At 61.9% G+C, this 20,277-nt stretch carries 15 protein-coding genes and 1 tRNA gene; 12 read left to right on the top strand and 4 right to left on the bottom strand.

The window, feature by feature from the left end:
- Positions 1-65: 65 nt before the first annotated feature.
- From GTP46_RS28355 to GTP46_RS28370, 4 genes are all read right to left on the bottom strand, one after another.
- Positions 66-659, bottom strand: coding sequence for a hypothetical protein (locus GTP46_RS28355; protein ID WP_229259145.1), 594 nt, complete (start codon positions 657-659; stop codon positions 66-68).
- Between the two features lie 243 nt (positions 660-902).
- Entirely contained in the window at positions 903-3,308 is a 2,406-nt protein-coding gene (locus tag GTP46_RS28360; RefSeq protein WP_161009990.1) for a bifunctional acetate--CoA ligase family protein/GNAT family N-acetyltransferase, read from the bottom strand.
- 6 nt (positions 3,309-3,314) lie between these two features.
- Entirely contained in the window at positions 3,315-4,304 is a 990-nt protein-coding gene (locus GTP46_RS28365) for a DUF2804 domain-containing protein (protein ID WP_161009991.1), read from the bottom strand.
- The gene (locus GTP46_RS28370) at positions 4,301-5,518 is read right to left on the bottom strand and encodes a winged helix-turn-helix domain-containing protein (RefSeq protein WP_161009992.1); all 1,218 of its coding nucleotides are present in this window, start codon (positions 5,516-5,518) and stop codon (positions 4,301-4,303) included. Before GTP46_RS28370 ends, GTP46_RS28365 begins: the two co-directional genes overlap by 4 nt.
- A gap of 135 nt (positions 5,519-5,653) precedes the next feature.
- On the opposite strand from GTP46_RS28370, the gene GTP46_RS28375 reads away from it, so the two are divergent.
- From GTP46_RS28375 to GTP46_RS28430, 12 genes are all read left to right on the top strand, one after another.
- Positions 5,654-8,290, top strand: a complete 2,637-nt coding sequence (locus GTP46_RS28375) for a sensor domain-containing diguanylate cyclase (protein WP_161009993.1) — start codon at positions 5,654-5,656, stop codon at positions 8,288-8,290.
- A gap of 76 nt (positions 8,291-8,366) precedes the next feature.
- Positions 8,367-9,590, top strand: coding sequence for an exonuclease SbcCD subunit D C-terminal domain-containing protein (locus GTP46_RS28380; RefSeq protein WP_161009994.1), 1,224 nt, complete (start codon positions 8,367-8,369; stop codon positions 9,588-9,590).
- Entirely contained in the window at positions 9,587-13,411 is a 3,825-nt protein-coding gene (locus GTP46_RS28385; protein ID WP_161009995.1) for an AAA family ATPase, read from the top strand. The genes GTP46_RS28380 and GTP46_RS28385 overlap by 4 nt, the downstream gene beginning before the upstream one ends.
- 41 nt (positions 13,412-13,452) lie before the next feature.
- Complete coding sequence (locus tag GTP46_RS28390) at positions 13,453-13,965, top strand: putative metalloprotease CJM1_0395 family protein (protein WP_161009996.1); 513 nt, start codon at positions 13,453-13,455, stop codon at positions 13,963-13,965.
- A gap of 43 nt (positions 13,966-14,008) precedes the next feature.
- Entirely contained in the window at positions 14,009-14,218 is a 210-nt protein-coding gene (locus tag GTP46_RS28395) for a hypothetical protein (protein WP_161009997.1), read from the top strand.
- 75 nt (positions 14,219-14,293) lie between these two features.
- On the top strand, positions 14,294-15,193 hold the full coding sequence (locus tag GTP46_RS28400; protein ID WP_161009998.1) for a hypothetical protein: 900 nt from the start codon (positions 14,294-14,296) through the stop codon (positions 15,191-15,193).
- A gap of 86 nt (positions 15,194-15,279) precedes the next feature.
- Positions 15,280-16,449, top strand: coding sequence for a methyltransferase (locus tag GTP46_RS28405; protein ID WP_161009999.1), 1,170 nt, complete (start codon positions 15,280-15,282; stop codon positions 16,447-16,449).
- A gap of 47 nt (positions 16,450-16,496) precedes the next feature.
- Positions 16,497-16,573: transfer RNA gene (locus tag GTP46_RS28410), tRNA-Met, on the top strand.
- 80 nt (positions 16,574-16,653) lie between these two features.
- Positions 16,654-18,213: a site-specific integrase gene (locus tag GTP46_RS28415; protein ID WP_161010000.1), complete on the top strand. Its 1,560-nt coding sequence runs from the start codon at positions 16,654-16,656 to the stop codon at positions 18,211-18,213.
- Between the two features lie 89 nt (positions 18,214-18,302).
- Positions 18,303-18,773, top strand: a complete 471-nt coding sequence (locus GTP46_RS28420) for a hypothetical protein (protein ID WP_161010001.1) — start codon at positions 18,303-18,305, stop codon at positions 18,771-18,773.
- A 38-nt stretch (positions 18,774-18,811) separates the two neighbouring features.
- The gene (locus GTP46_RS28425) at positions 18,812-19,258 is read left to right on the top strand and encodes a hypothetical protein (RefSeq protein WP_161010002.1); all 447 of its coding nucleotides are present in this window, start codon (positions 18,812-18,814) and stop codon (positions 19,256-19,258) included.
- 44 nt (positions 19,259-19,302) lie between these two features.
- Positions 19,303-19,995: a hypothetical protein gene (locus tag GTP46_RS28430; protein WP_161010003.1), complete on the top strand. Its 693-nt coding sequence runs from the start codon at positions 19,303-19,305 to the stop codon at positions 19,993-19,995.
- Positions 19,996-20,277 lie beyond the last annotated feature (282 nt).

Here is a 20,277-nt window from a genome sequence, read left to right on the forward strand (position 1 = left end):
GATGGCTAAAACCACCATCATAGCAAAGCAGGAGGAATTTGCCCTACGCATGCGCTACGGGGTGGTTATTTCATAATGACATCGTCTCGCGCCGACTGCCGCGAGGACCGGCGTACAGGCTGGACTGGCTCGTCGTCCAGTCCAACTATGGGCAGCACTTGCAGGCCCGGAATAGAAATCTGACCGTCATCCACGTCCCCGCCCGGCAGCGCGTGGCGGCGCGCCGTCACTTGCGCGGCTTCGGCTGGCGGCAGGCCGGAGCGCTTCATTTCATCCAAATGCTTATCATGCATCATCAACTGGTTGGCAATTGAGAACCAGGTTTCGCCAGCAATCGCATTGCGTGCCAGCCCGAACAACTCCTGCTCCTCTTTTTCCAGGCGCTTGAGCAAGGATGCGCAGAAAGTATCGATGCTGTCGCACACTTCGCTGACTTGTTCGTCGCGCACATCGGCCAGGGCGCCCAGCTTGTCTTGCAGCAAGCGGATCGACGTCAACGCGTTCTGGTTTAAACGATTGAGTTCGTCCAACAGATGATCGGCGCGCTCGGTGGCGTCACGCAGCGCCGGGATCAGATACATCTCGGTCTTGCGCCAGTGACAGGCTTGATACAGGGTATTCAGGTTTTCGCACGCGTATTCCAGCTGCGACAGAGTCATGCGGTTCTGCTGCATGAGCGTGCTGCGCATATACTTCTGGAACGATAGCAGGCTCAGACGAACACTGGCTTGTTCGACAGACAGAGCTACCAAAGTATATGTGGCGGTTAACATTCTTCTGACTCCCAAGGCTTGTATGGTGGAAGTAAAAGTGTAAATATTCCCGACAGTGCGCGCTTTGACGTAGCACAAACTCGCCCTAGCGCCGATATACCCAAATATATATCAAGCTTTATACAAATGCTATCGCAAAGGTAACTGAAGGCGCACCATTCCTGCTTCTGGATGCGGCAATACCACGCCGCCGAAATGGCGTATCAGTTTTTGCACGCCGCCGTTCTCCGATAAAGCATCGCCGACGATCTCCCGCGTGCCATGTGCACGGAAATAATCCACCAGTTTTTGGAACAAAATATAGCCCAGTCCGCGCCCTTTCAAATCGGAACGCACGATGATGGCAAATTCAGCAGACTGATTATCGGGATCGGTCACTGCGCGCACCACGCCCAGCGTTTCCGGCTCGCCGGCGGCGTTCGGGCGCGTCGCGATGAAAGCCATCGCGCGGTCATAATCGATTTGCGTCAGGCGCGCCAATTGGGCCGGCGGCAGCTCGCGCATGGCGGAGAAAAAGCGCAGGCGAATATCATCGGCATCCAGTGCACTGAAGAAGACCTGGTGCTGCGGCCCGTCTTCCGGCCGGATCGGGCGCAGCAGGATCTGCCCGCCGCCCCAGTCCACGCGCTCTTCCAGCTCCTGCGGATACGGACGAATCGCCAATGCGGCGCGGCGCGCACGGGCTTTGGCCAGCTGCATGCGCGCGCCCAGCGCCACCACGCTGCCGCCTATCGCCAACAGCGGATTGAGATCAAGCTCGGTCAGCTCCGGCAGATCGGCCACCATATCAGCCACTTGCACCAGCGTGCGGATCAGCGCTTCGGCGTCGGCAGGCGTCTGGCTTTGCGCCAGCAGGCGCGAGACGCGGGTGCGGCTGACCAGGTCACGCGCCAGCGTCATGTTCAACGGCGGCAGGCCGGCCGCGCGGTCGGCCGCCACATCGGCTGCGATGCCACCCTGCCCGAAAAACACCACCGGTCCGAATACCGGATCGTGACTGATTTGAATCCGCGCTGCTGCCAGCGTGGCGCCGGTCAACGCGGCTTGTTGCGGCGTGGCCAGTGCGAGGCCGTAAGCCGCCATCAGCGCACGCGCATCGGTGTCCGACAATTCGGTGCGGCCGGCTGCCAGCGCGGCCTGCACCAGCGCGCGCGCCGCCGAGCGTTCACCAGCGCTGGTGGCTGGCACACCGGTCGGTACTTCCATCAACAGCTCCTGGTTGCGGCGGTACTGCGCGATTTGCAGAAAGCCGTTGACGGCTTTTTCCGGCGTGTCGTAAGTCGGCAAGCCGGCGTCCGCAAACACGCGCCGCGCCTGCGCTACCGAACCTCCGCCCAGCCAGCAGGACAACACGTTTTTATCCGCTGCTTGCATGATAGGCGCGACGGCGGCGGCTATCAGGTCGCTCGCCACCATCGCGGTGGGTGCATGCAGGAACAGCAGCGCGTCGGCCTGCGGATCGCGCAGCAATGCTTCCACTGCCCCGGTGTAGTGCTCGACCGGCGCATCGGCCAGGAAGTCGAGCGGATTGGTTTGCGGCGCGCCCATTTGCAGCAGGCGTCTGTTGGTCTCAGGCGACAAGGGCGCCAGTTGCGCGCCGCTGCAAGCCAGTGCGTCGGCAGCGATCAGGCCCAAGCCGCCACCGTTGGTCAGCACCGCCAGCCGCTCGCCGCGCTGCGGACGCTGGCGCGCCAGCGTTTCGACGGCGTCGAACAAATCTTCGGTGGAGTGCACGCGCAACATGCCGGCGCGGCGGATCGCCGCATCGAACACAAGGTCCGCACCCGGCGCCGCATCGCGCCCTACTTTCAAGACGATGACCGGCTTGCCGCGCGCCGCCAACCGTCCCGCCGACATGAATTTACGCGCGCTGCTCACATGCTCTATGCACAGCAGGATCGCTTCGGTGTCGGCATCGGCAGCGAGGTAGTCGAGCAAATCGCCGAAATCGACGTCCACGCCGTCGCCCATCGCGACGAAGCGCGAGAAGCCTATGCCACGCTGCCCGGCCCAATCCAGCACCGCCGTCGCCAGCGCGCCCGATTGCGACACGAAAGCCAGCCGCCCGGTGCACGCCGCCATTTGCGTGAAGCTGGCGTTCAATCCCAGCGCCGGCGATTGCAGGCCCACGCTGCCCGCGCCAAGAATGCGCAGCAGATGCGGCTTGGCCGCTTCCAGCATCGCCTGCCGCAAAGCGCGCCCACCGGTGTGGCCCGGATCGGCCGTCATCACGATGGCGGCCTTGGTGCCGGCCTGTCCCAGTTCACTAATTAAACCAGCCACCGTAGCAGGCGGCGTGCAGATAATCGCTAGGTCGGCTGCTGCCGGTAGCGCGCCCACGCGAGCGTAGCACGGCATGCCGCGCAGCGTGTCATGCTTGGGGTTGAGCGGCCACACCTTGCCGCCGTCGCGCGCAAATTCGCCGTCCAGCAAATTGGCCAGCACCCGCGTACCGATGCGCTGCGGATTATCCGACGCGCCAATCACGGCCACCGAACGTGGTTGGAACAGGCGGTCGAGATTGCGGATGCTCATAAGTTTTTACCAGCGGGATGAGTGGTCTTCGGTCACGCCCATCAGCTGCGTGACCATGCGTTTCGGCTGGTCCGGCGCACTGCGCACCCAGCCGCTGAAAGTGCCTATCGGTTGCAAGTAGCGGCTGGCCGCCACCACCATTTTCTTGTCGTCGCGGCGCGCGCCTTCCGGTGTGAAGTACAGGTCCAGCATATCGTCTTCAGTAAAAATATGCCACTGCGACAGCGCATCCTTTTTATCGTACAGGAAGTGGGCCGGGGCCAGCGCAATCAAGTCGCCGTCCAGCCACAGGGCATTTTCATGGTCGCCGAAATAGCCGGCTTGCAGGTTGAAGCCCAGTTCCAGATTGTGCGCCGAGGCCCAGCGCCAGTCGGTATTCCGCGCCAGCAGGCCGTTGGAATAATCGAAGCTGGCGACGCCGCCATCGAGTTTGTACTCTTCGCGCCAGGTCCGCACTTCGCCGTGCAGCGGCATGCCGGACGATTTCTGCGTCGCGTGCACCGAGCCCTTATCGATCGGACCAGTCGCCAGCAGCAGCGGCGACGGGCCGGGGCCAAACGTCGCATCGATTTCCAGGTAATCGCATTGCAGCGTCAATTGATAGCTGCCATCACCCTGCGCATCCACCGCGATATAGCTGTTGCGCGTTTTGAAGCGGCTCGACTGGCCCGCGTGGTTGGCCAGCTTGGCCGACACCAGCGGCAAGCCATCCTGCGAAAAATTGGCCAGCATATCGCCGTCCTTGCGGTCGAAGGCATAGGCAAAGGCGGTGCTGATCCAGCCCAGATCCACAATGGCCACCGCGCAGAACACCTCTTCCGTGCACAGCGCCACGTAGTGCCAGCGCTTGTGATGGAAGCGCCGCCACAGCGGGCTGCGGGCAAACGGCTTGGCCAGTTGGCTCCAGTCGATATTGCCGACCTGGCCGGCATAACGTCCAAACAGCGGTTGTCCGTCTGCGGCCAGCAGGCTGGCGGGGGCGGCGGGCAGTGTCATGCAGCTTCCTTTTGTAATAGCTTGCCGAAATCAGCCGGCGATGCTTGTGTTATTTTGATCTGCGGGCACTCATGCCAATCAGCCAGCCGTTGCAAGGCGCCGGCGATGTCGCGCGTGAAGCGTTCGCTGACACGCACTCCGGGCTCCAGCACCAGCGACTTCACTTCAAATACACCGTCGCGCCGGTGCGCCTTAGCGTCCACGCGGCCAACCAGCGCGCCGCGCCGCAAGATCGGCAGCGTGAAATAGCCGTATTTGCGCTTCTCGGCCGGCGTATAGCATTCCAGCCGGTAGTCAAAGTTGAATAGCTCCTGCGCGCGGCGGCGGTCCCACACCACCGGGTCGAACGGCGACAGGATGGTAGTCAGCGTCGGCGCCAGCGCACCGGCGGCGGCTTGTTCCAGCAGCGCCGCATGATCGGGATGGACATAGATCGGATCGTCCCAATCGTCCACCCACGCGCGCAGCAAGGCGCCCTGCTCGACCAGCGTTTCCGGATCGAGGCGCGGCGGCTTGGTACGGAAGTAGTCGCTGATCCACGCGGCGCGCGCGCAGCCCAGCGCCTTCACGGCTTTCAGCACCAATTCGCGCTGCACCGCATCCTTGGATTGCAAATGCTGGCTGTCGTCCCAATGCGGCAGCACACGCTCCGCCAGATCATAGATGCGCTGGAAGTTGTGGCGCGCGGCGATCATCAGCGCGCCAGTGGTGAACAGCACTTCCAGCGAACGCTTCTCCGGCTTCCAGCTCCACCAGCCGCCACTTTGGCCGTCGGTGCGTTCGAAATCAGAAGACCGCGTGGGGCCGTTGGCACGGATATGTTCCAGCACCGCCTCCACATCGGCGCGGCGCTCTTCCATCCACGTGGCCGAATACTTCCAGCCCATCGCCTCCGGATCGAGCATGCGGTGGCGATACAGGCCGTAGTCCTCGACCGGCACAAAGCAGGCCTCGTGCGCCCAGTACTCGAACAATTCGCCGGCGGCCAGGGCCTGCTCCAGCCACGGCTGCGGATAGTCGCCCAGACGGCTCCACAGCACCAGGTACGGGCTGCGCGCCACCACATGGATGGTATCGATCTGCAGCACGCCCATTTGGCGGATCGTCTCCAGCACGTCCGGCTGGCGCGCCTTGCGGCGGCGCGGCTGCAGCAGGCCTTGCGCCGCGAGGTGCAGCGCCCGCGCGGCGGACAGGCTCAAAATTGGTTCGGTCATGAGCGCTATTCTAATAAAGAAATCAACATTGCCTGTGAACGGAATGCGACTTTTTTCACGCCATCCACGCCAAAACTCGTATTTCCGTGCAGAATAACTGCTGAGACGTCAGACCAGCCTAAAGAACGCCATCCGATGCCCGAATTCCTACGCCGTTTGTACCGTGCCATCTTGCTGCCCGCCTTTGGCGTTGCGCTGCTGGCCTTCATGTGGGCGGCGGTGGCGTATCAGGTGCGACAGGAAAAAATGACTGCCCGTCACGAAGCCGTCTTGCACAGTCAGTCGCTTTCGCGCACGCTGGCCGAGCACACCAATCACCTGCTGCGCCAGACCGACCATGCTACCCAGCTGTTCAAGCTGAAATACGAGGAAACCGATGGCCGTCTGCGGCTGGCCGAATTCGCGCGTAAAAATGGCCTGCTCGATTCGCTGCTGCCCACCAAGCTCGATCTGCCGATGGCCATCCTCAATCACGAGGGCCTGGTCATCGACAGCATGAACGGCTACTTCGCGCCGGACCTCAAGCAGACCGCCTTCTTTAAAAGTCATATCACTAATCCAGCCGACGTGTCGCTGGTATCCACACCGGTGGTCGACAGCCGCACCAAGAAATGGCAAATCCAGATATCGCGCCGCCTGAATAATCCCAACGGCAGCTTCGCCGGCGTGATCCTGGTGATGATGGACCCGGCCTATTTCGTCGAAGACTACGACCGCCTGAACGTCGAACCGGGTGGCGCGGTAATGCTGCTCAGCCGCGAGAACGGCATGTCCTCGGCCCGCATCGACGACCAGATCATCATCAGCGACAGTATCGATTTCAGCGTGGCGCAGGCCAGCAGCACGCAGCCTGCCGACGAGCTGCTGCTGAAACGCCCGTTCGACGCTATCGACCGTGTCTACGGCTACACCGAGATGCCGCGCTACCTGTTGATGGCGGTAGTAGGCATTCCAAGCGACGCGGCAATGACCCGTTTCGACCGCCGGCGCAGCACCTACTACGGCGCCACCCTGGTGGCATCGGCGCTGGTGCTGCTATTCGTCTACCTGCTGGTGCAGCAGGCGCACCGCCTGCGCCGCACCGCCAGCATGGTGATAGAGGCGCAGCTGATGCTGCGCGCCGCCGCCGACGCCAGCCTCGATGCGGTGTATCTGCTGAAAGCCTGCCGCATGCGCGGCGCGCACCGCGAGATCCTCGACTTCACCATCGCCGACCTGAATGAACGCGCCGCGCAGCTGATTGGCTTCCGCAGCGAGCAAATCAAGGGCAAGCGCCTGATCGAGGTCATGCCCGAGCTGCACTCCGAGGGCTTCGTCGACAAATTCCGCCACGTGCTGGAGTCGCGCCAGCCGACGCAGGAAGAAATCGAGGTCAACTTCCTGCCCAATCGCGACGTGCATTGGCTACACCACCAGATCGTACCGATCACCGACGGCGTGGCGGTCAACGTGCGCGACATCACCTCGCGCAAGGAAACTGAACTGGCGATGCGCAAAAACCAGGCGGAACTCGCCGCCGTCAACGACGCCTCGCCGCTAGGCCTGATCCGCGCCGACGCCACCGGCCACTGCACCTACGTCAACCGCACTTTTGAATTGATTACCGGCGTATCGCGCGACGAAGCGCTGGGCGATGCGTGGATGCGCGCGGTCCATCCGCACGACCGCGCGGTGCTCAAGGCAGCGCTCAAGCACATGGCGCAAACCCGCGCGCCCTACCAGGACACGCTACGCTGCGTACACCCGGACGGCATGATCGTGTGGGTCTCGTTCAAGATCGCCGCGATGGTGGTGGACGGCAAAGTGTACGGCTACGTCGGCACCGTGGACGATATCACCCACGTCCGTAAATCCGTGATGGCGCTGCGCGAAAGCGAGGCGCGCCTGCGCACCATCGCCGATACGCTGCCGGCCATGGTGGCCTACATCGACGCCGAACAAGTCTACCGCTTCCACAACCTGGCCTACGAGCGGGAATTCAACCGCACCGGCACCACGGTTCTGGGCCGCACCATCCTTGAGACGATGGGACCGGAGCGCCACGCCTTCCTCGAACCTTACGTGCAGCGCGTGCTGGCCGGTGAAACGCTGACCTTTGAGGAAGACGACACCAGCGACACCACCGAGCGCACCTTCGAAGTGGTCTACATTCCGCAAATGGACGAGGAAAGCACCAAGGTAATCGGCTTCCACGTCATGCGGCAGGACATCAGCTCGCAGAAGCGCGAGAAGCTGCGGCTCTTGCGGCTGTCGCAGGTGGACGCCCTCACCGGCCTGACCAACCGTGCCGGCTTCCTGCAAAAACTGCACGACGCCATGATAGGCGCGCGCGCCAACGGCAACCTGATGGCGGTGATGTATATGGATATCGACCGCTTCAAGCCGGTCAACGACACCTACGGCCACGGCGTCGGCGACGCGCTGCTGAAGGCTTTCTCGGCGCGGCTGACGCACACCATGCGCGCCAGCGACACCATCGCGCGGCTGGGTGGCGACGAGTTCACCATCGTCATGGACCGCATCCACCGCATCGACGACGCCTCCGCGCTGGCGGCGAAAATCGTCGCCGCCATGCAGACCGAATTTGACCTCGACGGCACGGTGGTGTCGATTTCCACCAGCATCGGCCTGACCTTCTACCGCGACGAGGAGTTGAGCCCGGCGGAATTGCTGAACCGCGCCGACGTGCTGCTGTACGAGGCCAAACAGGCCGGCCGCAATACCTTCCGCTCCGGGCCGGCCATCCCGCCACCAACCAGCAACGCAGCCTGAACGCGGCATAAATCAAACCGTCGACGGCTGGCTTGCGCTATATTGAGCGCTTTTCCGGCTGTTTCGACTTTTTCCCATGCGTTTGCTGCACACCTCCGACTGGCACCTAGGCCTATCCCTGCATAATTTTGAGCGTCATTATGAGCACCAGCGTTTTCTCGACTGGCTGCTGGACGCCATCGTCGCCGAACAGGCCGACGTGCTGCTGATCGCCGGTGATGTCTACGATAACGCCAATCCGTCTGCGGCGTCGCAGAAGCAGCTGTACCGCTTCCTGCGGCTGGCCAAGGAACGCGCGCCGCACCTGAATTTGATTGTCATCGCCGGCAACCACGATTCGCCGGGTCGGCTGGATGCGCCGGGCCCCTTGCTGGAAGCGCACGGCACGCGCGTGGTCGGCGCGGTGCAACGGCTTGCTGATGGCTCGATCGATGTGGAATCGCTGGTGCTGCCGCTGACCGGCCGCGATGGCGCGGTCGAAGCGTGGTGCCTGGCCGTGCCCTTCCTGCGGCCCGGCGACGTGCCGCGCGTGACGCAGGATGGCACGGATCCCTACCTGGCCGGCATCGCCCTGCTCTACCAGCAGGCATTCGAGCTGGCGCAATCCAGGCGGCAGGAAGGCCAGGCCATCATCGCGATGGGGCATTGCCACATGGTGGACGGCCAGATATCCAGCGATTCCGAGCGCCGCATCGTCATCGGCGGCACCGAGATGCTGCCGGCCGGGATTTTCGATCCAGCCATCGCCTACGCAGCGCTGGGCCATTTGCACCTGGCGCAGAACGTCGGCAAGCAGGAACACATCCGCTATTGCGGCAGTCCGTTGCCGCTGTCGTTCGCCGAGGTAAATTATGCGCACCAGATTTTGCGTATCGACCTCGATGGCGCCGCCCTACGCGAGATCGTGCCGGTGCCGGTGCCGCGCGCGGTGGAGCTGCTGCGCATTCCATCCAAGCCGGCGCCATTGGCGCAGGTGCTGGAAGAACTGGCCGCGCTGTCGCCGCCGGACGCGCCAGCCGAGCAGCAGCCGTATCTGGAAGTGCGCGTGCTGCTGGAACAGCCGGAACCGGGCCTGCGCGCGCGCATCGAAGCGGCGTTGGACGGCAAGGCCGTGCGCCTGGCCAAAATCGAAACCTCGACCGCAGCCCGCACTTCGTCCATCGACAAGGAAGTAATGACGCTCGACCAGCTTGAGAAACTCAAGCCTGACGACATTTTCAAACAGCTTTACCAGCAGCGCTTCGGCAACGATGCGCCGGCCGATCAACTGAGCGCCTTTGCGGAGTTGATGCTGCCATGAGAATCCTGAAAATCAGCGGTAAGAATCTGGCCTCGCTGGCCGAAGAATTCAGCGTCAATTTTGAATCGGAGCCTTTGGCGTCGACCGGCCTGTTCGCCATCAGCGGCCCGACCGGCGCGGGCAAGAGCACCTTGCTGGACGCCTTGTGCCTGGCCCTGTACGACGCCACCCCGCGCTTGCTGCGCGTGGCCGGCCGCAACTACCTCGCCGACGTCGGCAACGAAACCGTCTCCACCCAGGACCCGCGCACACTGCTGCGCCGTGGTACAGCGGAAGGCTACGCGGAAGTGGAATTCGTCGGCAGCGACAACGCCACCTACCGCGCGCGCTGGAGCGTGCGCCGCTCGCGTAACAAGGCGGAAGGTGCGTTGCAGCCGACCAGCATGTCGCTGCAGCTGCTGCCTTCCGAGCAGCCGATCGGCGGCACCAAGACTGAGGTGAAAGCGGAAATCGAGAAGCGCATCGGGCTATCGTTCGAACAGTTCACGCGCGCGGTGCTGCTGGCGCAGAACGAGTTCTCGGCCTTCCTCAAGGCCGAGGACAACGAACGCGGCGAACTGCTGGAGACGCTGACCGGCAGCACGGTCTACTCCGAAATATCGATCCGCGCCTTTGAGCGCAACAAGCTGGAACAGGCGGCGCTGCAAAAACTGAACCTGCGGCTGGCGGACCAGAAGCCACTCAGCGCCGACCAGCGCGCAGAAATTGCAGCTAAATCTACCGATGCCGGTGCGGCCTTGCAAGCGCTGGACCAGCAAAAAGCGGAACTTGAGCAGGAACTGCGCTGGCATCAGCAAGCGGAAAAACTCGCACAGGAAGAACAGGCCGCGCAGCATGCCGTCGCAGCCGCGCAGGCCGAAGTAGCCGCCGCCGCACCGCGCCACGCCGCACTGGCGCTGGTCGATGCGGTGCAGCCGGCACGCCCGCTGGCCGACGAGATTCGCCGCATCGAAGGCGACATCGCGGGCACGCAAGCGGCCATCGCCGCCAGCTTGCAGAACGTGCAGCAAGCCGCGCAGGCACTGGAGCAGGCCAATGCCGCGCTCACACAATCGGCCGCCAGCCAGCAGGAAGCGGAGGCCGCGCAACGCGCCGCCGCACCGCAACTGGACCAGGCCAAGGCGCTGGATGCGCGCATTGAAGCGATGCTGCCCGCTTATCGCCAGGCCGCTGCCGCCCGCGAAAAAGCGGATCATGCGGACGCCGTCGCCAAGGCAGCGCTGCAATCGAAACAAAACGAGCAATCGCGCCTGGCCGCTCAGCAGCAGGCCGGCGTGGCGTGGCTGCAGCAGCACAAGCACTGGAAAGCGCTGGCGCTGCAATGGGAGCGCTGGGATGTGCTGTTCGTGCAAGCCGGCCAGTCGGCAGCGGCGGCAGAGCGGCTGGCGTCCGGCCTGTCGCGCGTACAGCGCAACGCGCAGGCACATCGCGATGAGGAAGCTGACGCCAGCGCCAAACTGGCTGCTGCCGTGGAGGCGCTGCAATCGCTGGACCGCCAGCGCCAGCAGGCCTCGCAGGCAATGGCCGCGTATTCAGTCGAGCAGTTGCAGGCTTCGCGCAGTAGTCATGAGCAGCGCCGCAACCTGCTGGCCGGTGCCGAAAAAATCTGGCTGGAGCTGGCCTCGCACCAGGCCCGCCACGGCCAGATCGAGACGCAATCGACGCAGCTGCGGCAGGCCATGACGGCCGCCGAGGCGCAAGTCGCGGCGTCGCAACAGGAAGGCGTCGCCATCATGGCGGCGTTCTCGCAGGCTGAACGCGCGCTGCGCCTCGCGGAAGCGGCTTGCGCCAAGAGCGTCGAATCGCTGCGTCAGTCGCTGGAAGATGACACGCCCTGCCCGGTGTGCGGCGCACACGATCATCCGTATCGCCACAACGACGACAGCCTGCAAAACATGCTGCGCGAGTTCCAGTCCGATGTGGCGCAATGCCGCCAGCAGATGGAGGCCAACGTCAACCAGCAAGCCGCTCATCGCGCCACGGCGCAAGCCAGCGCCGAGCAGTTGAACCTCCTCGCCATCGAACAGCGCTCGGTGCAGCAAGCGCTGGAGCGCGTGAGCACTGCATGGTCGGCGCACGCCCTGCACGGGCAAGCCGCCGCCGCGCTGCCGCCCGAGGCCGAGCGCAGCGCATGGTTCGTCGCGCAGCTGGCCGTAACGCATCAGGCCTTGCAAGCCATCGAGCAGCAAGAACGCGCCCTGCACGCGGCACTCATCGCCCGCGATCAGGCGCAAGTTGCCTACGACCGTGCCGCCGCCGAGCACACACGTTTGCAGACCGTGGCCGCAGCCGCGCGCACCGCGCTGGCGCAATCGAATACGGAATACAAGGCACTCGAAGACCAGCGCATCGAAGTTGCGCTCACCTTGAGCGGTCTGCTGTCCGATCTGGACGCCGCGTTCAGCGGCGGCGATATACCAAGCGAAGAATGGAAGGAAGACTGGCGTTCCGGCCCGGCGCGATTCTATGAAGCGCGCCAAGCGGAAAGCAAGCAATGGCTGGCGTATCGCACTGCCTACGATGAGCGCAATGCCGCACTGGCCGGCTTCGAGGTCGAGCTGAATGCCCTCAACGAAGCGCAGGCCAAGACAGGGCAAGACGCCATCGCCGTCCGCGACGCCTTCGCTGCAGCCGACGCAGCGCTGAAAGCAAGTCAGGAACAGCGCATGTCCATGTGGGGCGGCAAAGAAGTGCGCGACGTGGAAGCCGCATTACAAGCGGCCATCGACAGCGCGAAAACCCGCCACGCCGCCGCGCAAACCGCCGCCCAGCAGGCAGCACAAGCGCGTATCCGCTACGACGAAGCAGCCGCGCAGGCAGGCAAACAGCTAGCGGCGCTGCAAGCCGCTGCCACCGCCGCCGCTACGCGCCTGAACGACTGGCTCGCAGCCTTCCAGCAGCAGCAGCCCGACGCCGGCCTGCAAGAGCTGCCGCAGCTGCACGAACTTTTGGCCCGCGCCGCCGGCGACATCCACGCAGAACGCAGCGCCCTGCAAGCACTGGCGCGCGCAGTCGACCAAGCCGCAACCATCCTGCAAGAACGCCAGCGCCAACGCGAGCAGCATCAGCTCACCGCCCCGCCGCCGCGCATCCCAGCGCCCGCGCAGCCCGCACACACCGACGCAGAAGATGCCGCGCCGGCCGAATCGCCGGTCGCCATCATCGCCTCCTTGCTGAACGCTCTGCTGGTCGAACGCAAAGCCGCCAGCGACCACGCCACAGCCCTGCAGCTCGCGCTGGCGCAAGACGACGACAAGCGCCGCCGCTCGTCCGACATGCTGGCCGAAATCGAGCAGCAGGAAAGCATCGCCCAGCGCTGGGCGCGGATGGATGACCTGATCGGTTCCGCCGACGGCAAGCGCTTCCGCAACTACGCCCAGCAATTCACGCTGGACGTCCTGCTGGGTTACGCCAACGCGCACCTGAACCACCTGTCGCGCCGCTACCAGCTCGAACGCATCCCCAACAACGCCGGGCCGTCACTGGCGCTGCTGGTGCGCGACCAGGATATGGGCGGCGAAATGCGCTCGGTGCACTCGCTGTCCGGAGGCGAATCCTTCCTGGTTTCGCTGGCCTTGGCGCTGGGACTGGCCTCGCTGTCCTCCAACCGCGTGCGGGTCGAATCGCTGTTCATCGACGAAGGCTTTGGCAGCCTCGATGCCGACACCTTGCGCGTGGCGATGGACGCTCTGGACGGCCTGCAAGCGATGGGCCGCAAAGTCGGCGTGATCTCGCACGTGCAGGAAATGACCGAGCGGATTTCGGCCAAAATCCTGGTCCAGCCGTCCGCCGGCGGCCGCAGCACGATTAGCGTCAGCTGATCCGCGCCGGTGCTATGATTGAGCCTTCGCGAGGCACAATCATGAGCATCGGCGCAATATCACCGAGTTCCACTCCCCAGCCCCCGGCGCGCAGCGAGCCGCCGGCGCAGGCGCCTGCGTCCCCTGAAACAAAAAAAACCACCACCTCGCCATCCAGCACCACCCAGCTCTCCTCCGAAGCGCTGGCCCTGATCGACAAACTCAAATCCCGCGACCTCGAAGTACGCCAGCACGAGCAAGCCCACCTGGCCGCAGCGGGCGGACTGGCCACCTCCGGCGCCTCTTTCACCTACCAGCGCGGCCCAAACGGCGTCAATTACGCCATCGGCGGCGAGGTCAATATCGACACCTCGCCAGGCGCCACGCCCGAGGAAACCATCCAGCGCGCCCGCACCATCGAAGCCGCCGCGCTGGCCCCGGCCGAACCTTCGGGGCCCGACCGCGCCGTCGCCGCCCAGGCGCAGCAAATGGAAATCAAGGCGCGTTCCGAGCTGGCGCAGCAAGCCTACAAAGGCGAGCCGGCGGCCAAACCCTCGCTGGATACCTACGCCTGAGTGATAAAATCCCGCCTTTGCCTACTCAAGCGGTCATAGAATCATGTTAAAAGCACCACGCACCCTCACCTTCAAATGCGCCAAGTGCGCCAAAGCCGTCCAGGTTCGCCTGCAGAAGGTATCGGCCTGCTCGCATATCCAGCCTTACCTCGGCGTTTGCCAATGCGGCGAAGTGCGCCATCACGCCATCGGCCAGAAAGACGCCGTCGCATCCTACCTGGCAGCGCCGGAAGGCTGGACCCACCACCACTAATTTGCGCGCCGCCCTCAAGTAATCGGGTACGATACCGTTAAAGAGTTGTAGAAGTACTATCAAACGGAATCCATCATGTCTACCATTTCGAACCTCGGCGGCCGCTGGCCATCCCTTTACACTGGCCAGCAAAGCGGCAGCAAGTCGAGCGCCGTACAGAAAACGCAGGATGCCACGCCTGCCGCAAAATCCGGCAGCGCGCTGGATCTGGACAAGCGCGTGGCCTCCGTCGGTAACGCCACGGTGGATTACGCACAGGATTTCGTCAGCAGCTTCGCGCAAACGCTCTTCGGCGACAAAGCCAAAGGCGCCACCATCGATTTCGACTCGGCCAGCCTGGAAGCCTCTTCCAGCTACGCCGCCGGCTACCAGCACACCGAAGGCGCAAACGGCGTCTCGGATGCAGCAGCCTTCAGCCTGACCGACAGCTCGCACTTCATCGGCAAAGGCACCATCACCACCGCCGACGGCCGCAAGTTCGATTTTGAGGTGGAAGTCCAGTACAACTACCAACTGGATGCTGCCGCCAGCCAGACCAGCAACGCGAATACCCAGCCAACGCAAGACAGCAGCAAAGACCAATCGTCGGGCAACGACCTGCCGACCGTGCAGCTGCCGAACCTCGACTTCCCAGGCACGCTGGCCGACCTGTTTAAACTGATTGGCCGCGACCTGCAAACCGCGCTGGCTACCAGCGGCGGCGACAAGAGCAGCAGCCAGACCAGCGACGGCATCGACCGCAACACGCTGCGCAGCCTGTCCCTGCGCCTGCTGAATCTCGTCGACAGCAAGGACACCAACACCTACACAGCGCCGACTAGCGCCGACAAGGCCAAGGCCGCAGCAGCCGGCTCGAACGACTCGCAGACCGCCACGCCAGCACCGGCCGAAACGCCAGCCGCCGCAGATGCAGCCGCTGTACCAGCAGCAGTTGCGGCAAATGCCGCAACGCCGACCAACAGCGCCGCCGCGTAGTAACGGACCGCCGACCGGTATAATAGCGACACTCTCCGCTACGCGGTCTGCGCGTAGCGCGTCACTATTTCTGTCGATTGGCCCACATGTCCGTACACACCTCCCCTGCTTCCGCTCCACTGCACATCCACTGGGAGGAGAACGGCGAACAGCGCTCCGCGCGCTGGCGCTCGGAAGCAGGCATGCCGCCGCCGAAGCGCGTAGTCATCGCCGACGACCGCACCAATGCCGATGTCGCATATCGCCTGGCCTGCGAAGGCACTGCACTGCTGTGGCGCGGTGACTTCCAGAACGCGCGCCAGCTGCTGCAAGCCTTGGCGCGTCGCGCCGACCACAAAGGCAAGACTGGCAAAAAAGCCAAACCAGCCAAAGCGCCGGCCACGCCGACCGAAGCCTTCCACCTGCATCGCCAGGCCCAATCGCAGCGCGCCCGCACGCTGGCCATGCTGTTGATTCCGTTCGAAGAGGGCTACACGATTCCGCTGCGCCGCGCGCCGGACATCAAGCTGGCTTGCAACGAAGCCTATGGCCGTTACGAAGAACCGTTCATCGCCTCGATGCGCGAGCTGCTTGGCCTGATCGGCGCGCATGAATGGCGCCGCACCGGCGTTGAGATTCCGGCACTGGGCGCGCGCATCCATCCACACTACGGCGTGTTCTCACCGGTGCGCGGTGAATACGTGCAGATGGTGGCCGACGTGCCACTGCCGAAAGGCGTAACGCTGGCATTCGACATCGGCGTTGGTACCGGCGTGCTGTCGGCGGTGCTGGCCAAGCGCGGCATCGCACGCGTGGTCGCCACCGACCAGGACCAGCGCGCCCTGAGCTGCGCCCGCGAAAACCTGGCGCTGCTGGGCGTCGATGAGCAAGTCGAGCTGCTAGTGGCCGACCTGTTCCCCGAAGGCCGCGCACCGCTGGTGGTGTGTAATCCACCGTGGGTGCCGGCCCGTCCAAGCTCGCCGATCGAATATGCGGTCTACGATCCGGACAGCCGCATGCTGCGCGGCTTCCTCAGCGGCTTGTCCGCCCACCTGACACCTGGTGGCGAAGGCTGGCTGATCCTGTCCGACCTGGCCGAACACCTGGGCCTGCGTCCGCGCGAGCAGCTGCTGGAGTGGATCGCCGCCGCCGGCCTCAAAGTCATCGACCGCATTGACGTGCGCCCGGTCCATCCGCGCGCCGCGGACGCTACCGATCCTCTGCACGCCGCCCGCGCCGCCGAGGTGACTTCGCTATGGAAATTGGCCGCCGCATAATTCGCCTTGCGCAATGCAAGACGCTTGTATATAATCATGGCCTCAGACGCGGGGTGGAGCAGTCTGGCAGCTCGTCGGGCTCATAACCCGAAGGTCACAGGTTCAAATCCTGTCCCCGCAACCAAATTCAGGCAGAAGCCGTTGATTCCAATAGGATTCAACGGCTTTTTGCTTTTGCGGGTGTGCCACCCTTAGTGAGCCACCATGACCATCAAAGCACCTCGTCTGCTGATCAACCGCTTCGGCGTCTACTATTTTCGCTACAAGGCCGACGGTATCGAAAAACGAATTAGCCTTCGCACTAAGTGTTCCAGAACTGCTAACATTCTTGCTCTGCAACTGAATCTCAACATTGAGAGGAAACGAGCAATGACCAGCCCGAAGCTGTCCGATTTCGACTTGGGATCGATTGGCCGATATGAACTGACCTTACCCAATGGGATGAAGATCAAAACCGATGGGACGCAAGAGGACCATTCTCGTGCCATGGAAGCTCTGGATCAGATCGGCCCGCTCTTGCAAAACATGCAGCCAGCTCCGGTTATTCAACAGCCAGCCCCAAACACTCCCAAATCCGAGGCCCTGATATCAGCTGTCACAAAATGGCTGGCGAACTGTGCAGGCAAAAACGGGGCTCGGACGGTTGTGACGAAGACCTATCACATCAAAGATTTCCTGGCCCGGTCGCTCTCACACGTCGAATCGGTTGAGCGTTGGCTCGCTGAAAGCCAGAACACAGATTTCCTGAAAGAGCGAGGCCTTCGCACGGTCGAAGCCCGCAAGGTTCGCGGCGACTACAAAGCGAAAGAGATTGAGAGCAATGCGATCAGCAAAAAGACGCTCACCGACTACAAAGCGATGTTGGCGGGCGGGGCCGATGCTCAAACGGCCAAGACCATCGATAACAAGCTGGATAGTTTGAAGGACTTCTTTGACTACGCGATTGGGCACGGCCTCTACACGCTGACTCAGGACAATCCCGTTAAAGGGCTGCATATCCACACGAAGAAGACTCGCAAGGCCAGCACGCAATCGTTCCAGCCGTTCCCTGTGGCGGCTTTGCAGACCCTGTTTGAGCCCAAGGCCTACCTCGCCCGCATGAACGAGCCTGATCTGTTTTGGGGGCCACTGCTCGGCGTTTACTCCGGCATGCGGATTGGCGAAGCGACTCAGATTCGTGTCCAAGACGTTCACCTCGCGGATAACGGCGTGCATTACATCCACGTCCATAAAAGCAAAACAGCCGGTGGCATTCGCAACGTCCCGATTGCCCAAGCTCTGCTAGACCTGGGCTTTCTGGACTACGTCGAAGAATGCAAGGCCGCAGGTGCTGAGCGAATCTTCCCGCACTGCCCCTATATCAACCACTCTTACTACAAGCACCTGTCTGCCGCTCTGCTCGAACATCAGCGAGCTCTGGGCATCAAGCTGCCGCAGACAAGCTTCCACTCCTTCCGCGTCAACGTCATCACCGAGCTACACAACAAGAATGCGAATGCAGGCAAAATTTTAAAGATCGTTGGGCACGAGGATGGCAGCGGCGGGGGCCAGGCGGTTCACTGGGGCTACGTGCGTGACCTGCCAGACTGCAAGGAAATTGTAGACCTCTTGAACTGGCCTATCGATCACGCCGCCCTCAAATACGATGGCCGCTTTAGGGCCTTCGTGGCAGATCAAACAAACTGGGCAGGCAACAAGGCAGAAGGAGCGGAGTGGGATAAGACCGAGGCAAAGAAGCGTAAAAAAACGAACTCGAAACAATAGTCCATGACCGACAGCTCCGTAGATTGTGATGTCACAGTCCACTATCCGCGAGTCATGCGTGAGTTAGTCACTAAAACCAGGCCACACCAATGCAACTCTTGCTCAGAGAATCACTAGCAGTTTTTAGCCAGATTCGCGATGAGATAAGCGGCGTCATCTCGAAGTCAAAGGCCACTGATCCCCGCTACAGCCGGTTCGCAATGGGGCAAATGCATTACTACGGCGAACGCTGTCAATCGCTGAGCCTCCTGTTGCAAGATGAGAAGCTTTGGGATGGGGACATCATCATGCGTTCCGCAACCGAGTGTGCTACGCGATTTATTTTCGTGAGCATCTCAGAGCCGGAGGAACGAGCCAAACGAATTGATGAGTATGAGATTGACATGGCTGAAATTGATGATTTACAGCGTTCTGAAAAAGCCAAGGCAGCTATGACCAATTCGTCAGATCCCAATACAGCAATGTTATTGGGTGGAGTTGTGCTCTCGCCAGAAGACGAAGCTGAGCTTCGAGCACGCTGGCCCAAGGCCAAGCTTCTTTCACATCCCTGTTTGAGATAGAGCTCGATGATGCGAATGAGCTCGGCGAGAAGATCGCCATGATGCCGCTATCGTTCGGGCACTTCGATTATGCATACTGCCTGACCAATCACAAAAGCCAAGGCCGCACGTTTGATGCAGCTTACACGTTAGCCAATCCTGCGATGTGCGATCGCGAGTTGACCTATGTGGCCGCAAGCCGTTCTCGCTTTTCGACCACGATCTATACCAATCTTGGCGTGCTCCAATCCGTCGATATCGAAGCTCATCAGCCCAATGAAAGGCAGGATTGCGGGCGAGCTGCGGCGATTGATGCTCTGGCGCTGCGAATGTCGCGGAGTCGTGCGAAGGGAACCAGTCTTGATTACGCGGTGCGACCTCAAACCAGAGTAACCGCACGCCCCATTCTGACGGCATCCATCAGTCACCGCATTGCAAAGCGTTTTCTCAATGCGATTTCCTCCAGGCGGCGAACGCACGAGGCGGAACATTCACTGCAGCGATAGGAGATCGCGGCGATCTCAGAACAACAAAAACAAAGGAGCCGAGCATGAACACAGAGCATACCGAAACGAAGGGCTGGAGTCGTTCTGCCGTGACCTATCGATTATCGGTCCGTCGACGCAGAGATTTACGTGCTCTATGCGGAGCTGAATCGCTATCGCCCACTGCTGCATTAGACCGGGCCATTTCGATCGCGAAGATTTCGACGGATTTCGACGAGACTGCGGCATCGATTGATGAGATCAGAGCTCTGGTCTCGACAAACGCCAAGCGTAGTGAAGAGCTCCTCTCTTCAATGGCGTTGCAGATCGAGGAGCTTAAACGCACGATTATTGCGGTTGCGAATTCAGAGGGCGGCGGGGCTGAAGCTGGCGAGAACTCTATAGCCTCACCGGCTCTGCCAATTCGAGCATGGCTTGACGCAGAAGCCACTGACCTACCACGGCGAGCCATCATCGTTAAGGCTCAGTGGCGTGGTATGACGCGAAGGAGCAATGACTCTTTGCGAATAGAATTTTTGGGCCAGAGGATCGTGACAGCGGGTCAGGAAAAGGATGCAAGCGCTAAGCCTAGTCTGTTTTATTTTTCGCTTCCCGCTCAGCAATTGGTGTTGTCGAAATTAACGAGTCAGGCCTTTTATTTGAAATGCGAATGCGGTGAGAAATCCGATTGGCATATCAGTATTCACACTGCGGCTGATGGGAAACTAGAGCCGGCATTCCTTACACTCCGGGCATGATGGGTCACTAAAAATATTTGCATGTGGGTCGATTTAACCCACGCAATTGGTGTTGATTTCGACCCAGGCCGGATGCAAATCTGTGAGGAAGAAGGCCTTGTTTTCACTCGATCTCCATCGTTTTTATGGGGTCATTTTGCACGCAAAATGACCCATGTTAAGTTGCACTGAAAATTGACCCACTTTCCCCACGAATTTGCAACTGAATCTGACCCACGTTAGTAGCACAATTCCACCTGTCTTATCGGCAGGAGATCGGAGTGATCAACGTGGCTCTACTCG

Origin of the sequence: Duganella flavida, from assembly GCF_009857445.1 — a bacterium.
In the GTDB taxonomy this organism is placed as follows: Bacteria; Pseudomonadota; Gammaproteobacteria; order Burkholderiales; family Burkholderiaceae_D; genus Rugamonas; species Rugamonas flavida.